General features: G+C 54.6%; 13 protein-coding genes. 10 read left to right on the forward strand and 3 right to left on the reverse strand.

The annotated features are described in order from the left end of the window. Positions 1-68 precede the first annotated feature (68 nt). Together leuD and leuC are read right to left on the reverse strand one after the other, a co-directional pair. Entirely contained in the window at positions 69-722 is a 654-nt protein-coding gene (gene leuD / locus ICT70_RS11740) for a 3-isopropylmalate dehydratase small subunit (RefSeq protein WP_191156873.1), read from the reverse strand. After that, a complete protein-coding gene (gene leuC / locus ICT70_RS11745) occupies positions 719-2,131 on the reverse strand; it encodes a 3-isopropylmalate dehydratase large subunit (RefSeq protein WP_191156875.1) in 1,413 nt (470 codons plus the stop codon). Before leuC ends, leuD begins: the two co-directional genes overlap by 4 nt. Positions 2,132-2,326: 195 nt before the next feature. On the opposite strand from leuC, the gene fabI reads away from it, so the two are divergent. The 6 genes from fabI to ICT70_RS11775 all read left to right on the forward strand — a co-directional run bounded on the left by fabI (position 2,327) and on the right by ICT70_RS11775 (position 10,018). Continuing rightward, positions 2,327-3,094 carry an enoyl-ACP reductase FabI gene (gene fabI, locus ICT70_RS11750; protein ID WP_191156877.1) on the forward strand — a complete coding sequence of 256 codons (768 nt, stop codon included), beginning with the start codon at positions 2,327-2,329 and terminating at the stop codon, positions 3,092-3,094. 78 nt (positions 3,095-3,172) lie between these two features. Next, positions 3,173-4,870: a GTPase HflX gene (gene hflX, locus ICT70_RS11755; protein ID WP_191156879.1), complete on the forward strand. Its 1,698-nt coding sequence runs from the start codon at positions 3,173-3,175 to the stop codon at positions 4,868-4,870. A 29-nt stretch (positions 4,871-4,899) separates the two neighbouring features. Beyond that, positions 4,900-6,519 (forward strand): LysM peptidoglycan-binding domain-containing protein, encoded by a 1,620-nt coding sequence (locus ICT70_RS11760; protein WP_191156881.1) that lies wholly within the window; start codon positions 4,900-4,902, stop codon positions 6,517-6,519. Between the two features lie 144 nt (positions 6,520-6,663). Beyond that, positions 6,664-7,389, forward strand: coding sequence for a tumor necrosis factor receptor family protein (locus ICT70_RS11765; protein WP_191156883.1), 726 nt, complete (start codon positions 6,664-6,666; stop codon positions 7,387-7,389). A gap of 6 nt (positions 7,390-7,395) precedes the next feature. Beyond that, the gene (locus ICT70_RS11770) at positions 7,396-8,079 is read left to right on the forward strand and encodes a Smr/MutS family protein (protein ID WP_191156885.1); all 684 of its coding nucleotides are present in this window, start codon (positions 7,396-7,398) and stop codon (positions 8,077-8,079) included. Positions 8,080-8,242: 163 nt separating this feature from the next. After that, on the forward strand, positions 8,243-10,018 hold the full coding sequence (locus ICT70_RS11775; protein WP_191156887.1) for a dynamin family protein: 1,776 nt from the start codon (positions 8,243-8,245) through the stop codon (positions 10,016-10,018). Between the two features lie 13 nt (positions 10,019-10,031). Here ICT70_RS11775 and ICT70_RS11780 read toward each other — a convergent pair whose 3' ends face one another. Further along, positions 10,032-12,680 carry an Rne/Rng family ribonuclease gene (locus ICT70_RS11780; protein WP_191156889.1) on the reverse strand — a complete coding sequence of 883 codons (2,649 nt, stop codon included), beginning with the start codon at positions 12,678-12,680 and terminating at the stop codon, positions 10,032-10,034. Between the two features lie 522 nt (positions 12,681-13,202). Here ICT70_RS11780 and ICT70_RS11785 point away from each other — a divergent pair. From ICT70_RS11785 to ICT70_RS11800, 4 genes are all read left to right on the forward strand, one after another. Continuing rightward, positions 13,203-13,892: a cytidylate kinase-like family protein gene (locus ICT70_RS11785; RefSeq protein WP_191156891.1), complete on the forward strand. Its 690-nt coding sequence runs from the start codon at positions 13,203-13,205 to the stop codon at positions 13,890-13,892. Between the two features lie 183 nt (positions 13,893-14,075). Next, on the forward strand, positions 14,076-15,998 hold the full coding sequence (locus ICT70_RS11790; RefSeq protein ID WP_191156893.1) for an ABC-F family ATP-binding cassette domain-containing protein: 1,923 nt from the start codon (positions 14,076-14,078) through the stop codon (positions 15,996-15,998). A gap of 106 nt (positions 15,999-16,104) precedes the next feature. Continuing rightward, the gene (locus ICT70_RS11795) at positions 16,105-16,809 is read left to right on the forward strand and encodes a hypothetical protein (protein ID WP_191156895.1); all 705 of its coding nucleotides are present in this window, start codon (positions 16,105-16,107) and stop codon (positions 16,807-16,809) included. A 144-nt stretch (positions 16,810-16,953) separates the two neighbouring features. Next, complete coding sequence (locus tag ICT70_RS11800; protein WP_191156897.1) at positions 16,954-18,060, forward strand: branched-chain amino acid ABC transporter substrate-binding protein; 1,107 nt, start codon at positions 16,954-16,956, stop codon at positions 18,058-18,060. Positions 18,061-18,177: the final 117 nt, after the last annotated feature.

Here is an 18,177-nt window from a genome sequence, read left to right on the forward strand (position 1 = left end):
CCCCCGATGATAGCCTGAATCTTCTATAAAGCAATTACATCACTGATGATATTGCAAAGCCGGGATGCTCATGCTTCCGGATGAGAGCTGAATAACCATGGTGACTGCTGGCGATGTTGCTCTTCAAAGGCTTTTATCGCTGCTAATTTTTCCAGGGTCAGGGCAATGTCATCCAGCCCACCCAGCAGACAGTGCTTACGGAATGGGTCGATATCAAAGCTATAGGTTGTTTCGGTCGGAGTGGTGATGTGCTGCTGTTCCAGATTGATCGTCAGTTGATAGCCGGGAGTGGTTTCTACTTCGTGGAACAGCAAATCCACCTTCTCACTCGGCAAGACGATGGGCAGAATACCGTTTTTGAAGCAGTTGTTATAAAAGATATCGGCAAAGCTGGGCGCGATAATGACCTCAAAGCCGTAGTCGAGCAGGGCCCAAGGGGCGTGCTCACGCGATGATCCGCAGCCGAAATTGGCGCGGGTCAACAGAATCCGGGCCGCGGTATAGCGGGGCTGATTGAGAATGAAATCTGGATTAGCCGGGCGCTTGCTGCAATCCATATCGGGTTCGCCATGATCGAGATAACGCCACTCGTCGAACAGGAAGGGACCGAAGCCGGTTCGTTTGATTGATTTAAGAAACTGTTTGGGGATGATCGCGTCGGTATCGATGTTGGAGCGATCAAGGGGGGCAACCATGCCGGTAAGGGTTTGAAAAGGTTTCATGCCAGCACCTCCAATTGGCGAATATCGATAAAGTGACCAGTGACCGCTGCCGCGGCGGCCATGGCGGGGCTGACCAGATGGGTACGCCCTCCCTGTCCCTGCCGTCCCTCAAAGTTACGGTTCGAGGTTGACGCGCACCGTTCGCCCGGCTTGAGACGATCGTTATTCATCGCCAGGCACATGGAGCAGCCGGGTTCGCGCCATTCAAAACCGGCGTCAATCAGGATCTTGTCGAGACCTTCGGCTTCCGCCTGTTGCTTGACCAGGCCGGAACCGGGAACGATCAGCGCCTGCTTGATGGACTCCGCCACCTTGCGCCCCTTGACCACGGCAGCAACGGCGCGCAGATCCTCAATGCGACCGTTGGTGCAGGAACCGATAAAGACGATATCGGGGCGGATAGACGTCATCGGCATGCCTGGGGTCAGGCCCATGTAGGTCAGGGCGTTGATCATCCCTTCGCGTTTGACCGGATCGGGCTCATGCTGGGGATCAGGAACGCAGGCGTCGATGGTCACCACCATTTCCGGCGACGTGCCCCAGCTGATCTGGGGTTGCAGATCACGGGCATCGATGCGAACGACGCGATCAAATTCGGCGTCAGGGTCACTGCGGAGCTCCTGCCAGGTCCTTGCCGCCTGATCCCACAACGGGCCGGTCGGGGCAAAGGGACGTCCCTTGATGTAATCGATGGTGGTCTGGTCCACGGCGATCAGGCCAGCCCGTGCTCCCGCCTCAATACTCATATTGCAGATCGTCATGCGCCCTTCCATCGACAGGCTGCGGATGGTGGATCCGCCATATTCGATGGTGTAGCCGGTGCCGCCGGCGGTGCCGATGCGCCCGATAATTGCCAGCACGATATCCTTGGCGGTCAGACCCGGTGGCAGCTCACCATGGACTTCGATCAGCATCGATTTTGATTTTTTCTGAATCAGGCACTGGGTGGCCAGCACATGTTCGACTTCGGAAGTGCCGATCCCAAAGGCCAGCGCCCCGAAGGCCCCGTGGGTGGCGGTGTGGGAGTCGCCGCAGACGATGGTCATGCCGGGCAGGGTCGCTCCCTGTTCCGGGCCGATGACGTGGACAATGCCCTGGCGCGGATCATCCATGGTAAACAAGGTGATGCCGAAATCTTTGCAGTTTTTTTCCAGGGTTTCGATCTGCAGACGCGAGATGGGGTCACTGATGCCGGCAGCGCGATCTTTGGTCGGCACGTTGTGATCGGGCACCGCCAGGTTGGCGTCGGTGCGCCAGGGTTTGCGACCGGCCAGGCGAAGTCCCTCGAAGGCTTGGGGCGAGGTGACTTCGTGGAGCAACTGGCGGTCAATGTACAGCAGGCTGGTGCCGTTTTTATCATGACTGACGAGGTGAGCGTCCCAGAGTTTATCGTACAGGGTTTTCGCCATGGACTCTTCTCCTTAAGAATGTGTTGAAAATTTACGTGATTGTCAGTCTAGCCTAATCTGCCTCCGGAAGGGTAGGGTCGTGATAAAAAAACAACTGAACTGTCGATCTCATCATAACTTGCCTTATGGCCGTTCTTTTGTTAAAAGTAACGGTCGTACTCATCGGATTAATTACCCCCCTTTGGAGAGTTGAATATGGGATTGATGGCTGGAAAGCGTGGAATAATTTTTGGTGTTGCCAATGATAAAAGTATTGCCTGGGGAATTGCCCAGCAGCTGCGGGCTGCAGGTGCCGAGCTGGCCTTTACCTATCTGAGTGAGGCGTTGGAAAAGCGGGTACGGCCGTTGGCGGAAAGTGTCGATTCTACCATTATCCTGCCCTGTGATGTGCAGAATGAAGAAGAAATGGTTGCGGTCTTTGATCAGCTGAAACAAGCCTGGGGCACCATTGATTTTGTCGTTCACGCGGTCGCCTATGCCAACCGCGAAGATTTGAAAAACCCCTTCAGCCAGACCAGCCGCGATGGTTTCCGCCTGGCTCTCGATGTCAGTGCCTATTCGCTGATTTCCATGACCCGCTGTGCCCTGCCGGTAATGACGGCGGGTGGCAGCATTGTCACCATGACCTATCTTGGTTCCGTGCGCTCTGTTCCCGAGTACAATGTCATGGGCGTTGCCAAAGCGGCCCTCGAGTCGTCAGTACGCTATCTGGCGGCCGAACTGGGGGAAAGGGGGATTCGCGTCAACGCCGTTTCTGCCGGTCCGATTAAAACCCTGGCGGCTTCCGGTATTGCCAATTTCAAGGAAAAACTACGGGTAGCAGAAGAGCGTTCACCGTTGAAAAGACTGGTGACCCAGGAGGATGTCGGCAAGGCTTCCCTCTACCTGCTGTCTGATCTTGCTTCGGGAGTGACCGGAGAAATCCACTACGTTGATGCCGGGTTCAACTTCAATGCCGGTTAGTCCCGGCTGTTCCCCTGATCCTGCTGAAAAGGCCCCGATCGGGGCCTTTATTCGTTGTGATCGTTTTGGCGGTCGCCGATGATTGAGGGAAAAACTAGCGGACTGAAGGCCGGGCAGATCAAAGCGCTGGAACGTATCTATCGGCGCAAGGTTCCCGCTAATGAGTTGATCAGTGCCGACCTGGCGCGCTATCTCACCGAACTTTCCCGCGACATCGAACGCCAGATCGGGTTGATTATCGACCGTGCTGGAGTGATCCATCACGTTATTGTCGGCGATGATCGCGAAATTGTTATCCCCGACCTGTCGCGTTTTGGTCTTGGGCGTAGCGGCCTGCGTGGCCTGCGCTGTGTCCATACCCACCTCAAACAGGAACCCCTCAATCAGGACGATATCGCTGACCTTGAGCTGTTACGCCTTGACCTGATGGCTGCCATCGGCGTGTGTGACGACGGCCTGCCCGGACCGCTGATTTATGCACACCTGCTCCCGACCGCCGATAAAGCCCAGATCGAAACCATTCATCTCAGTGATTTTCACCGGCTTAAGCTCGATTTTTCTGCCTTTATCCAGGCTCTTGATCAGGAGATGGAAGGGCTCGTTGCCGAAACCATCGATCTCAGCGATGGCCGCGAACGCGCACTGTTGATTTCTGTTGCCCAGACCGGACGTGAAGCGGTAGACGCTTCCATGGCGGAGCTTGAAGAATTGGCCCGCACTGCCAACCTGGTGGTGATTGATCGGGTGATCCAGCGTCCGCGCCAGCTCAATCCACGTTACCTGGTGGGGTCGGGAAAGTTGCGTGAAATAATTATCCGGGCTCTGCAACAGCGTGCCACCCTGCTGGTGTTCGATCAGGATTTGAATCCCAATCAGATTCGTTCCATCTCGGAGATCACCGAGATGAAGGTTATCGATCGCACCCAGTTGATCCTCGATATCTTTGCCCGCCGCGCCCAGTCGCGCGATGGTAAGGTGCAGGTCGAACTGGCCCAGCTCAAGTATATTCTGCCGCGTCTGACCGGCAAGGGAACCGCCATGTCCCGCCTGATGGGGGGAATCGGCGGCCGTGGGCCGGGTGAAACCAAGATCGAAATTGATCGCCGGCGGATTCGCGATAAAATCAGGCGTTTGGAAAAGCAGTTGGATGAACTCGGACGAGGGCGGGTGCAGCGCCGGCAAAAAAGGATTCGCGCCGGCTTGCCGATTGTTTCAATCGTTGGTTACACCAACGCCGGTAAATCGACTTTATTAAATGCATTGACACAAAGTGACGTTTTTACCGAAGATCTACTGTTTGCTACTCTCGATACGGCCACCAGGCGGCTACGCTTTCCTCTGGATCGGGAAGTGATCATCACCGATACCGTCGGTTTTATCCGCGATCTGCCCGAGAGCCTGATCGGGGCGTTCAAGGCGACCCTCGAGGAACTGGAAGATGCCGACTTGCTGTTGCATCTGGTCGATCTTTCCAACCCCGGTTATCAGCAGCAGATTCGAGCGGTAGAGAAGATTCTTGCTGATCTAAACCTGGGCACCAGTAAGCTCCTGCTGGTGTTCAACAAAACAGACCAGGTGTCCAAAGAAGAGCTTCCGCACATCTGTCGCCGGTTCAACGCTATTCCGGTGTGCGCGATTGATCGTAGCAGTTTTGGCCCGTTGCTGGATGAAATGCAGCGCCGTTTCTGGCCCGAAGAAATGCTGACAGCTGACGATGGTGAAAGCAACGAGCAGGATGATTCTGCTCCAGCGAAAAACCAGCCCCCGGCACTATAACGGGCTGCGTAAAAGGATGTGATGTGTTGATGTATCGATATTTTTATCTGCTCTTTTTCCTTGTTCCCGGGCTGATCAGTTGTCAGCTGGGTTCAGTGGTGCCTGACCCGGTTATTGATGTTAAGGTCAAACCGAACAGGACCGAAACTGATCCTGCACAAACAACGGTTGTTCCTTCCGACGCCGATCCGTTGCTGGTTCATTCGATTCTTAAAGGCCATGAACTTTCCAGCGGTCTATCTGAGTCGTTGGATAGTTTTCTCCAACCCCAACCCTTGCTGCCCTACGTTGGTGATTTTCCGTTGAGCGACCACCCGCGGGTGATGGCATTTCTTGATCGTTATCAGGGGCGGCAAAAATCGACCTTGACTGCCTGGTTGCAACGCTCAGGTCGTTATCTCCCCAAGATGCAGTTGGTCTTTGCGAGTGAGGGACTGCCGCTTGATCTGGCTTATCTGGCGATGATTGAGTCGGGATTCAATGTGCGGGCCTACAGTTGGGCTCATGCTGCCGGACCCTGGCAGTTTATTGAAAGTACCGGACAGATGTACGGGCTGAAAAATGACTGGTGGCAGGATGACCGCCTTGACCTCGAACACTCAACCCGGGCCGCCGCCCGATTTTTAAAGGATCTGTACAAACGTTTTGATGGTGACTGGTACCTGGCGGTTGCTGCCTACAACGCCGGTCCGGGGCGTGTTTCCCAGGCGATACGGGCCAGCGGCAGTCGCGATTTCTGGGATCTGGCCGACGGCGGGGTGCTGCGCACTGAAACCATCGAATACGTCCCCAAGCTGCTAGCCGCCCTGCATCTGGCCCGTGATCCGCAGGCCTATGGCTTTGCTGATCTTGAGCTGGCAGAGCCGATCGATTACGAAGTGGTGACGGTCGAGAGCCAGACCGATCTGGAAATCGTTGCCGAACTAAGCGGTGCCGGCTATCAGAAGATCAAGGAACTCAACCCGGCCCTGAAACGCTGGTCGACGCCACCGGGGGTCAAAAATTATCAGGTGCGGGTCCCGGTGGGAACGGCAGAGCAGTTTAAGCAGTTGTATGCCGATCTGCCGGCCGAGCAGCGGGTTCGCTATCATCGCCATCAGATCAAGTCCGGCGATACCCTTCTCCTGCTGGCCAAGCGTTACCAGATTCAGGTTGATGATATTATCGCGCTGAACAACATCAGTAATCCGCGGGCCCTGCAGCTTGGACGTGATCTGATTTTGCCGTTACGGGAAGGATTCACCCAGCGCCCGGTAGAATCCCTGGCGGACGGCTACGTCCGCAGTCGTCGCCGCAGCTACACGGTGCAGTCGGGGGACAGCCTCTGGTCGATCGCCAGACGTTTTGAGGTAACGGAAAAACAGCTGCGCGTTTGGAACACCCTGGGGTGGAGTAACATGTTGCGGCCGGGGCAGGTACTGCTGGTCTCCCAACCATCAAGTCGTGTAGCCCAACAGGCCGGCACATCGCCACAACCGACGGCCGAGGTGATCTATCAGGTTGAACCCGGCGATACCTTGTGGGGGATCGGTCGCCGCTTCGCGGTCAATACCGACCAGATTCGCCAGTGGAACGATCTGACCCGTGAGCATATTCTGCGCCCCGGCCAGAAACTTACTCTGCTGGTTCCTGCTGGTCGCCAGGGCTGATGTCTTCACCCCTTCATGTCGGCGCAACGCATCCTTTTTTTTGACTTTTAGTAACCGGGTTGCTATAAGGATTTTGCGGTTTTTTCCGCTGTTTTGTCGCCGTATTTTGCCCCCGAATATTTTACCAGAAGGATCCTTAAGGCCATGCTTAATTTGTTGATTTCGATTACCGCATCAATTTTTACCACCGCTTTGATGCTGCGCTTTGCGACTGATAGTACCTGGATTGCCATGGCTGTTTCAACACTGGTTTTTCTGGCGATTTTTATCCTGATTACCCGCGTGGTGATGAAAAAAGTTGGTGTGCTGATGCAGTCGGCCCAAAAAGATGTGCTCGCTAACCGAGGCGACCGCGCGATCAAATCGCTGCAGGAGGGGATGAAATACGGTACCTGGCAATTTTATGTCAAGCCGCAGATCAATTCCCAGATTGGCAGCATCCATTACCTCAAGCGCGAGTTCAACGAGGCTCTTCCCTATCTGGAAAAAGGGTTCGTTCGTAACTGGGTCAGTATGGCCATGCTGGGTATCAGTTACATGAAAAAAAACAAGCGTAATAAAATGCATGCGACCTTTGATAAAGCTATGACCGGTAACCGCAAAGAGCCGATGATCTATGCTCTTTATGCCTATTGTCTGGATCAGATCGGGGAACGCAACAAGGCGATCGAGGTGTTACAGAAGGGGATCAAGAAAACCGGCGGTGATGAGCGTTTGAGTGAAAACGTTGCTCTGCTCGAAGCCGGTAAGAAAATGAAGATGAGGGGGTTTGGTGACGCCTGGTATCAGTTCCATCTTGAAAAGCAGGGAGCGATCATCAAAAAACAGACCAAAGCCCTCACCGGACGTCGCAAGCAGGTGCTCAGGTAGCAAGCAATGGCCAAGGATAAGAAAACAAAACCCGTTGGCAGCAAGCATCTTAACAACCCCTTTGGTTCGCTGAAGGGGTTTGCTGTTTCCGCCGAGCAACCACCGGTTTCAGTGCCGGTTAAGAACCCTGCTGATGAACCTGTGTCTGACGCTTCTGAGCAAGTTGATTTTGATGCGCAGATGGCGCGCTTGGGCGTGCAGCGTCTGAACTCTGAAAAATTAACCGGGGAGGAGGATCGCGCCGCGCCGGCAGTAGAGATTGAGACCAACCCGCAGGATTGCGAGCAGGATCTTTTTTTATCGGCGATGACGGGGCTGAATGTGCCCTTTGCTGATCACCTTGACCATGAGGAGCCGCTGTCACCGGGCGCGCCGCGGCGCATGAAACAGCTGCGTCGGGGTACCCTGGTTCCCGAGGCAACGCTGGATTTGCATGGTACTGTGCGCCAGGAGGTTGAGGTAAAAATGAGCTCATTTATCGCCAATGCGCGCTACCATGGTTGGCAGGTGCTGCTGGTGATTACCGGAAAAGGACTGCACTCACCGGAAGGAGAGGGGGTTCTACGTTCGGCGGTCGAAGAATTTTTACAGCGTGGTCAAAGAGATCTGGTTGCCGAGTGGGGTCGAGCCCCGCGCCGGTACGGCGGTGATGGCGCTATCGTATTGTTTCTGCGCCGTCAGCAGGGGTGAGAGGTTCCTGCTACAGCCATTCATCTTTCGATCCCCGCCCTTGTGTGATAAATTCATTAAGAAAAAAATCATCGTGACGATCACATCGATCGGTTGGCTTCTCAAGTTGATGTGATGTCTCCCTTATGGGCATTAACCCCTTTGTTGTGAAGAGTCCTTGTTTATGACATCCGATGCGAATATCACTCTCGATGCGATCATTGATCGCACCCTTGACGCTCTTGCTCCTATTGACCCACAGCAGCAGGCAGGGGATGCTCCTTTGCAGGCGTTACGGGCGCGTCAGGAGGAAGGAACCTTCCGCTTGGCGGTTCTGGGGCAATTCAAGCGCGGTAAAAGCACCTTTTTAAATGCTCTGCTTGGCGCTGACCTGCTACCTACCGATATCCTGCCGGTTACCGCCATCCCGACCTTTATCGGCGCTGACGACTCAGTAACGGCCAGGGTGTTTTTTTTCAACCAGACCGATCCGGTGCGCTTTGAAGAGGGACAGGATGGGAGCTTCGGTGATTTTTTGCAGGCCTACGTAACCGAGGCCGGGAATCCTGATAACCATCGTCAGGTGGAGCGGGTTGAGATCGGTCATCCGGCGGCGATTCTGAAGCAGGGAGTGGTGCTGATTGATACCCCGGGAATTGGATCAACCTTTAAGCACAATACTGAGGTCGCTTATCAGATTCTGCCCCACTGCGATGCGGCGCTGTTTCTGGTGTCCCCCGATCCGCCGATTACTGAAGCTGAAATTGCTTACCTGCGCGAAGTGCGTGAACTGCTGCCACGAACCTTTTTTCTGTTGAACAAGGTCGACTTTCTCAGTGAGAAGGACAAAGTCGTCTCCTTGACCTTCCTGGCGGATCAGCTCAAACCCCTTTTTGACGGTGCGCCGCAGGTGCTGCCCCTCTCCGCCAAAAACGGCCTGACTGCCAGGTTGACACAGGATAAGGAGCTGTGGAAAAGCAGCGGCATGTATCAGGTAGAACAGAACCTGATTGATTTTTTCGCGCGGGAAAAACAACAGATCCTTGAATTGTCATTACGGCGCCGGGTCAAGGATCAGCTCAATACCCAGATCATGCATCTGCAGCTGTCCCTTGAGGCGCTGCGTTTGCCGGAGCTCGATCTGAAAAAGCGGATTACCATGTTTGAGGAAATTCTGCCCGCCATTGAGCGTGAGAAACAGTCTTCAGCCGATGTTCTGGCCGGTGATCTGAAGCGGATTGTCACGGCCTTGACCCAACAGATTGAGGCGCTGCGCTCAGCTGCCAAACAGCGGGTCATGCCGAAGGTGGAAGGGGTCATTCAGGAGGTGGCTGATACCGAAGAGCTGGAGCGGCAGGTACGTGCCATTGTCGCAAATCAGTTGCCGATATTTTTTGCTCCGGCACTGCGTCAGGTTGATGATGCCATCCGGCGCCAGGCGACAGAGATCCTCTCTCTGCATCAGAAACGCGCTGAGCAGCTGATCGAACAGGTTCGTAAGGCAGCCGCGGAACTGTTCAATGTTCCCTATCATGCGCCGCTGGTGGAGAGGGTGTACGCCCATTTTGATCCACCGGGCTGGAGTCAGGATCTGTTTATTTCAGATATGGACCCCATCGGCCAAAAGATTTCCCGTAAGCTGATGACCAAGCGCTTCCGTCATCGGCGCACAGTACAGCGCCTGCGCGAGCAAACGCAAAAACTCCTTAATGAGAATACCGAGCAGATGAACTGGGCTTTACGCCGTGGCCTGGATGAGAGCTTTCGGCGTTATGGTTCTGAGCTTGATGAACAGCTTGACAAGATTATTGCTGCAACCCGGGCAGCGATGGACATTGCTCTGCAGAAAAAATCCACCCAGCATCAGCAGCTTGAAGATCAGCTTGCACTGCTGGAGCGGACCATCACCGAATTGCAGGCCCTGGCGCAGCAATGTCTGGCACCGGAAGAATCAAACTGAATCATTCCAGCCGTCAGGACTCCGGCGGTGTCAGGTCGGTTGGTTCAGCTGTCGCCGCTGCTTTGGTCGGCTTGGATCGGCGCCGGCGCTGAGGGGTTCTGGCTGCGATTGTCTCGGTCGGCGGGGCCTGCCCCGGGTCAGCACTGTTGTCTGTCGCGGCCACCTTCTTTTCTGCAGTTTCTCCAGCAACTTCCTTTTTATTTGACTCGTCCGCAACGCTGGTGTTGTCCTCTGCCGCTGCCGGCGGGCTGGTCTTGCGGGTTCGGCGTGGCCGTTTCGGCGCCGGTTTGTCAGCAGGAGCGTCCGGGGCTTCCTGCGTCGCGTTTTCTGGAATCGTCGGGGTGGCGCTTTTGGCAGTAGAGCTCTTGGTCCCAGGTTGACGGGGTTTACGGCCCGGTTTTTTTACCGGTAGCGGACCTTCAGGAAGCTTCTCTGACGGGAGCGGCGCATCATCAACCGGTGGTTGCTGGTCTGCCGCAGGTATCTCCGGGGGCGCTTCTGCCGTGGCGGTAGACGCCGACCGGCTCTTGTTTGTCGGTCTCTTGCGTGCCGGACGCGCTGGTTTAACCCCTGTGTCCGCCGCACCCTCTGCCCCTGACGTCGAATCTGTTGTCATCGCTGCCGCCGGTTGCAGTGCACCGTTGATATCTGCTGCTGGTACGTCGGATTCCTGGTCTTGCGCATGGCTCTCGTCCCCCTGGGTGTTTTTAGCTGCTGTTTTGCGGGGTCTGCGTGAACGACGTCTGGGTTTTTCCTGGGTCGGTGATGCTGTTTCCGAGGTTTCCGGGGCATCAGTTAGTGGCCTGGCTGATTGGCTGTCACTTGTCTCCTGCCCGGAGATGTCAGTAGGTTGTTGATCGCCCCTGGGGGTTGTTTCCTCTGAAGCAGAAAGATTCTCTGCCGCTGCTTCTTCGTAGGAGGTCGTGGTGGGTTGTGCTGCCGGTTTTTTCCGCCGTCTGCGGCGACGTTTTTTTGCCGGTGCAGGGGTTTCAGCCTCATCCGAAGATACTGCGGAGTCGGCCTCGGCCACTGCTTCCGGCGTACTTATGTGTCCATCAGGGGGAGAATCCGGATCGGTAGCGGTAACGGAGTCAGGCTGCTGGTCCTCAAGCTGTGCCTCAGCCAGGGCCATTTCAATCTGATTGGCATGGGACACTGGAACGCTCTTGGTGTCGTCACTGGTGTCTTTTTCCCGCTTGAAGCTTTCAAGGTGCAGTTCGCCGGGAAGCAAGTCTGACTGTCCAAGGATTGTGACCTTGAGGCCAAGGAGGATTTCCAGCTGGGTAATGGTGTTGCGTTTCTGATTCAACAGATAATTGGCAACCTCGTAGGGGACACGTGCTTCGATGTGACCGATCTGCCCTTTGGCGGCAGCCGTATGGGCCTGGCGCAAAAAGGATACCGCCTGGGCTTCGATGCTCTTGATCCGGCCAAGTCCATGACAGTGGGGGCATTCCTGATAAGCTCCGACACTCAGGACCGGCTTGATGCGCTGGCGACTCATTTCCATTAGGCCAAATTGGCTGATTCTACCCACAGACACCCGCGCCTTGTCATTTTTCAGAGCCTTGCGCAGTTCCTGCTCGATTTCGCGGATATGTTTGCGATCGCGCATGTCAATAAAGTCGATAACAATCAACCCGCCGAGATCCCGCAGGCGCAGTTGGCGGCCGACCTCTGTAGCTGCTTCCAGGTTGGTTTTTGCCGCGGTCGCTTCGATGCCGCTTTCGCTCGACATTTTGCCGGAATTGACATCAATGGCTACCAGTGCTTCGGTCGGGTCGATGACGATCGAGCCGCCGGAAGGTAAGGCGACCTGGTTGCGCGACAGGGCGTCGATCTGTTCCTCAATCTGGTAACGAGAAAAGATCGGGCGGCGTTCGCGATGGCGCTTCACCAGGTGGCTATGTTCGGGCATTACCAGGGCAAAAAAGTCTTTGGTGTCGTTGAATACCTTCTCATCATCAACCAGTACTTCGTCCATGTCAGTGCTGAAATAATCACGAATGGAGCGGATCGCCAGGTTCGACTCCTGGTAGAGCTGTGCCGGTGCTTTGACTTGCTCTTTACGTTGGATAATCCCTTCATAGAGGCGTACCAGATAGTCAAAATCGCGCTTGAGTTCTTCTTTCTCCTTGCCGATGCCGGCGGTGCGTACGATATATCCCATCTGGTCGGGAAGATGAAGCTCGGCCATGGTTTTTTTAAGGACCTTGCGTTGCGCCTCCTCGGTGATTTTTCGTGATACCCCTTTGGTTGTGCTGTCCGGCATCAACACCATATAGCGGCCGGGCAGAGACAAGAAGGTGGTTAAGGCTGCGCCCTTATGGCCGCGTTCTTCTTTGACAACCTGAACGAGAATTTCCTGGCCACGATGGAGAATGTCGGCGATCCGTGGACGGCCATTGGTCTGGTGTCTGGCGGGATAGATTTCGGGGTGGATTTCACTGATTTGCAGAAAACCGAGTTTGTCAGCGCCATAATCAACAAAAGCGGCCTGCAGCCCGGTTTCGACCCGAACAACAGCCGCTTTGTAGATGTTTCCTCTACTTTGCTCCTGACCGGCAAGTTCGATGTCAAGCTCGCTCAGGACCCCGTCAACGACGATCGCCACCCGGTTTTCCTCCGGATGGGAGGCGTTAATCAACATCTTTTTGCTCATCGGTAAACCTTTCTGTCCGTACAGTTATACGGTGCCTGGTGCCAAGCCACTGCTCCGGACCTCACCGCAATGCGGGGTCAGCGGAACAGCACGTTGTCACTAAATGAATGGGAAAACACCAGACCATCACAGAAGTGAGAATCAGGTGGAGTGAAATATCTCAACGGCCTCGACGCGACAGTAGTTGCGGAAGCGGGTTTCGTGCCATAACAAACAGATTTGTTATTCTAGCAGAGAATGCCACTGAATGAATATGAGAATTATCTGCGCTTGAAAATTTGTATCTGTTCAGCACCGGGCCTTTGAATCCTATGGCAAGGGACGCTTTTCGTCATCCATGACCGCTTGTTGTCGCCGTCCATGGTGACAAAAACTTTACCACAGGACCCCCGACCCGGCGCAAGGATCGTGCTGAATAGTTACGATTTTTTTACAAAGGGTTTAAAAATAGGTTATTATTATGCCAAGTTATAATTAACAAGGCGATGGAGAGAGTGAATAGCGTTTGGAAAGGAGAACACCATGATCAAAAGTCATGTCTGGACCCCACAAATGGAAGCCAAGCTGCAGGCCTGGTATAAACAACAGCAACTGGCGGATCAGAGCAAACCAGCTGTCTGCATTACCCTGACCCGTGAGTTTGGTTGTCAGGCCTACGCCCTGGCTGAGGCGTTGCAAAAGCGTCTTAATACTCGTACCAAGGGAGAACCGTGGGTTGTTGTCGGGCGTCAGGTGATTGATGAGGTGGCCAAGCTGTCAGGATTTACTGCTGAGCAGATTGACAACTCGGAGAATACCCCGGCGGCCTTGAAATCAATCTTTTCCATGTTTCTGGATCGCAGCAGTGCTGAGGAAACCGAAGTCTTTGCCCATATGCGCCGGGTGATGCGGGGCTTTGCCAAGCGCGGCAACTGCATCATTGTCGGTCGTGGCGCCCCTTATGTGACCCAGGACCTGCCAAACTGTATTCATTTGCGCCTGGTCGCCCCCATGGATTTTAAGATCGCCAACATCTCCAGCAAGTACGGTATGGACCAGGCCGCAGCGCGCGATCATATCGATAGACTGCAGGGGCAGCGCGAGGCTTTTGTGCGGCGCTTTGTCAACGAGGTTAGTGAGCGACCGGCCGTTTATCATTTAATCATGAATGATGCGCGGATGCCTACCGAGGGACTTGCACAATTAGTTGATGACTATATCCAGCGTTTGTAGCCCGGCCCTTGATTGGTGCTGATGGACGGTGACCCGACTAATTGCAGGGTTACATGTTGAACATCATGAAAAAATGGAGGTCGCCCTATGCGGACCTCCATTTTTTTATTCCCGGGCTGTCATCTTGTTGTATAAAGTAACGCCTGTTGTTTTTCTCCATCCGAACCTTTCGACCGATGTCTTATGATACAGCTGAAAAATATTGATAAATATTTTGCCGACCGGCGCTTGTTTGCCGCCATCGACTGGCATATTCGACCGACCGACCGGATTGGTTTGTGTGGCGCCAATGGGGCCGGCAAGTCGACCTTGCTCAAGCTTCTTGCCGGCCTGGTAGAGCCTGATGGTGGGAGCATGCAGGTTGCCAAAGGGACGACCTTTGGTTATTTGCCGCAGGAAGGGCTGGTGCATCAGGGCCGCTCCCTGGTGGCCGAGGCCCGCAGCGCTTTTGCGCAGCTGCAACAGATGGAGAAAGAGATCCGTCGGCTTGAAAGCTCCCTGGATGCCCACACGACTCCAGCCGAAATGGAGTATTACGCGCAATTGCAACAGGATTTTGAACAGCGCGGTGGCTATCTGATGGAAACCGAGGTAGGCAAGGTGCTCCACGGTCTTGGCTTCTCGGCGGAGGATTTCGACAAGCACTGCGAACACTTTTCCGGGGGGTGGCAGATGCGGATTGCCCTGGCCAAGTTGCTGCTGCAGCGCCCGAATCTGCTGTTGCTGGACGAGCCGACTAATCATCTTGATCTGCCGGCCCGCGACTGGCTGGAGGGGTATCTGCAGAGTTATCCCTACGCGGTGGTGCTGGTCTCCCACGACCGATTTTTTCTTGATCAGGTGGTCCATCGGATTGTCGAGGTCTGGAATGGTGCCCTGACCGAGTACCCAGGCAACTACAGCCGCTATATTCAGGCTCGCGATGAGCGGATCGCCGCCCTCAAGGCCGCCAAAAACCAGCAGGATGAGGAGATTGCCAGGATAGAGGCGTTCATCAGTCGCTTTCGCTATCAGGCAAACAAGGCGTCCCAGGTCCAGAGTCGGGTCAAACAGCTGGAAAAGATTGAGCGGATTGACCTGCCGCCGCAGCGCAAAAAAATTGCTTTTACCTTTCCTCCGCCACCGAAAGGCGGCCGGATCGCCCTGGGACTGAAAGGCGCTTCACAACACTATGGTACCTTGAAGGTCCTCGAAAAAATAGACCTAGACATTCTTCAGGGCGAACGGGTTGCGCTGGTCGGTCCGAATGGTGCCGGCAAATCCACCCTGATGCGCCTGCTGGCTGGAGTCGAAGCGCCGGTTTGCGGTAAACGCGAAGAAGGTCACAACCTGGTGCCGGCCTATTTTGCCCAGGACCAGGCGGTAACCCTGGACCCGGCGCGCAGCGTCTATGCCGAACTGATGGCCGATGCGCCGGTAGCGATGGTGCCCCGCTTGCGCAATATCCTTGGGTCCTTCCTGTTTTCCGGGGATGATATCGAAAAACCGGTCAGGGTTCTTTCCGGGGGGGAACGTAATCGCCTGGCTCTGGCCAAGCTGTTATTGCGGCCGGTCAATCTGCTGTTGCTCGATGAGCCGACCAATCATCTGGATCTGCAGTCAAAAGAAGTGCTGCTTGAGGCGTTAAAGAAATATCAGGGAACCATTGTTTTTGTTTCTCACGACCGCTATTTTGTGGATGCCCTGGCATCCCGGGTGGTTGCGGTTGGTGGCGGGGGAATCGACTCCTATCCGGGTAACTACGAAGATTTTCTGGCGGCACGTCAGCAGCTGGGTGATATCTCTCACAGTAGCAGGCGGGTTGAGCAGAAGATCGATAAACCGCTTGATTCTGCGCCGCCTGAGGATAAGACTGACCGCCTCAGGGCCCATGCCCAACGAAAAGATGAACAACGTCAGCAGCAACGGCGCGACCGTGAGCTGAAAGCCCTGGAAGAGAAGATAGCCTTGGCTGAAGGAAAGCTCGGAGAGCTTGAAAAAACCATGGCCCAACCTGATCTATATCAGGATCAGGAAAAATGGCGACTGGTCAGTCAGACCCATGAGCAGCTGCGCCGGCAATTGGATGATATGTACCTTTCCTGGGAGCAGCTGCAGGAAGGCTGAATGTAGACAACAGCGCTTTAAGTGTACCGATCTCCCTGTTTTTTTGGTAGGATGTCGCGGTTCACCCATTTCAAGGAAAGGCCGGCTGACAGTCCGGAACACGTAGATGGTGTATCTACCCAAAGGAAAAGCAGTGCGCCGGCAGGTCAACCCGGCACGGATTAATCTGCCGGAGGCCATGGCCAAGTTGCGCGCTGGAAGATTTACCGGCTATTTGCGCTTCGATGCCCAGCAGGACACCGGAATCGTGATTTTTCAGGGCGGCAAGTTGATCAGCTCGGTGTTTTTCGCCAGTGAAAAGGGCTCCCGACAGATTGCTTATGATGCGATTGCCAGGATCTTTGAAATATCGATCATGGGGGACGCCCGTCTTAACATCTATCAGTTGTCGGCAGATCTGGCCATTGCCATTCATGCCCTGCTGCAGGGACGCTATTTGCATCGCGGGGAAGACATAAGCTCCTTTGATGTCGCGGCTATGCTTCAGCGGGTCACCTCAGAAGGTCTTAGCGCTTGCGTGCGGGTATATGTTGCTGATCGAACAACCCTGATTTTTTACGACAGCGGGTATCCGCTGGGTTTTTTCCTCGAGGGGACAAACGATCTGCAACAGGAGGTTGATTTGACCACCTCGGTAGCGGCACTACCCGGGGCTTGCCTGGATCTGGTTGAGATCTCAAGTCCCGACCAGATTGTTCTGGCAGACCTGATGGGATCAGCTGATCTTGCTCCGATCTGGCAAAAGGCACGCAAAGAATTGCTTGAGGAGCGCCGCCAGAATGAGGAAAATCTGATTCTATCTCAGAAATAGGCATCGTACCGTCGCAATGATTGATTGAATTGCTTGATCAATTTTACCCGTCGCCCGGTTCATAGTTGACCATTTAGGTCGGTTAGTTTATAGATGATAATTCATTCAGTTTTCTCTATTTCGTAACAAATCAGGAGGTTAAACATGAAAAGAATCTTGGTCTTAGGTGTCTCTTTAGTGCTGTGCTTTGTTGTCTCCGGCGTCTCTGCCCAGACCATTAAGCTTGGTGTTGCCGGTCCCCATTCGGGTGACCTTGCGCCGTACGGTATTCCTACCATGCGGGCAGCCCAACTGGTGGTCAAAGATGTTAACGCCAAAGGTGGAATCCTCGGCAAACAGGTAGAATTGCTGATTCAGGACGAGCAGTGTGATCCGAATATCGCTACCAATGTAGCGACCCGTCTGGTGACTGACGGTGCTCACGTGGTCCTGGGGCATATCTGCTCCGGTGCAACCCGGGCAGCACTTGGTATCTATCGCGAGGCAAAGATTCCGGTCATGTCTCCGTCAGCAACCAATCCGCCGTTGACCCAGAGTGGTGAGTATCCCAACTTCTTCCGGACCATCGCTTCGGATGACATGCAGGCGAAACTGGCGGTTGATTACGCCGTTGACACACTGGGCATCAAAAAAGTAGCGGTTCTTCATGACCGTGGTGATTACGGCCGTGGGTTTGCTGAATTCGCCAAACAAAGACTGGACGAAAAGGGCATCGAAGTGGTGATGTTCGAGGGGATTACTCCTGGTGCCATGGATTATTCTTCTGTCGTTCAGCGGGTTCGTCGCGAGAATGCCGACTCCCTGATTTTTGGTGGTTATCATCCCGAGGCGTCCAAGCTGGTAACCCAGCTTGAGCGGCGCCGTGTTGATGCCGTCTTTGTCTCCGATGACGGGGTTAAGGACGATAGTTTTCTTAATGTTGCCGGTTCCGCAGCCGAAGGTGCCTATATGACCGGACCGAAGGACCTGTCTGCTCTGCCCCTGAATCAGGCGGCGGCAAAAGCCTATCAAGAGACCTATGGTGCTGAGCCCGGCGCGTTCTTCCAGGAAGGTTACGCCGCTGCCCTGGCGTTGCTTAATGCGATCGAAAAAGCCGGCAGTACCGATTATGATGCCGTGGTTAAGGCATTGCGCAACGAATACGTGGATACGCCGGTTGGCAAGATAAAGTTCGATGAAAAAGGTGACGCAGAAGGTGTTGGCTTCTCGATGTTTAATGTTCAAAACGGCAAGTTTGTTGAAATGCAGTAGATTTCACCTCACTTGATGTAGCAGGGATATTGCCCTGACGGTGATGCCCTCTTTGGCATCAGGCGGGGGGCTGCGGTCACACGCAGTCCCCCGAACTGTCTCAAGCCGGCAGCCCCG

Origin of the sequence: Pelovirga terrestris, from assembly GCF_014773365.1 — a bacterium.
Classification (GTDB): domain Bacteria; phylum Desulfobacterota; class Desulfuromonadia; order Desulfuromonadales; family Geopsychrobacteraceae; genus Pelovirga; species Pelovirga terrestris.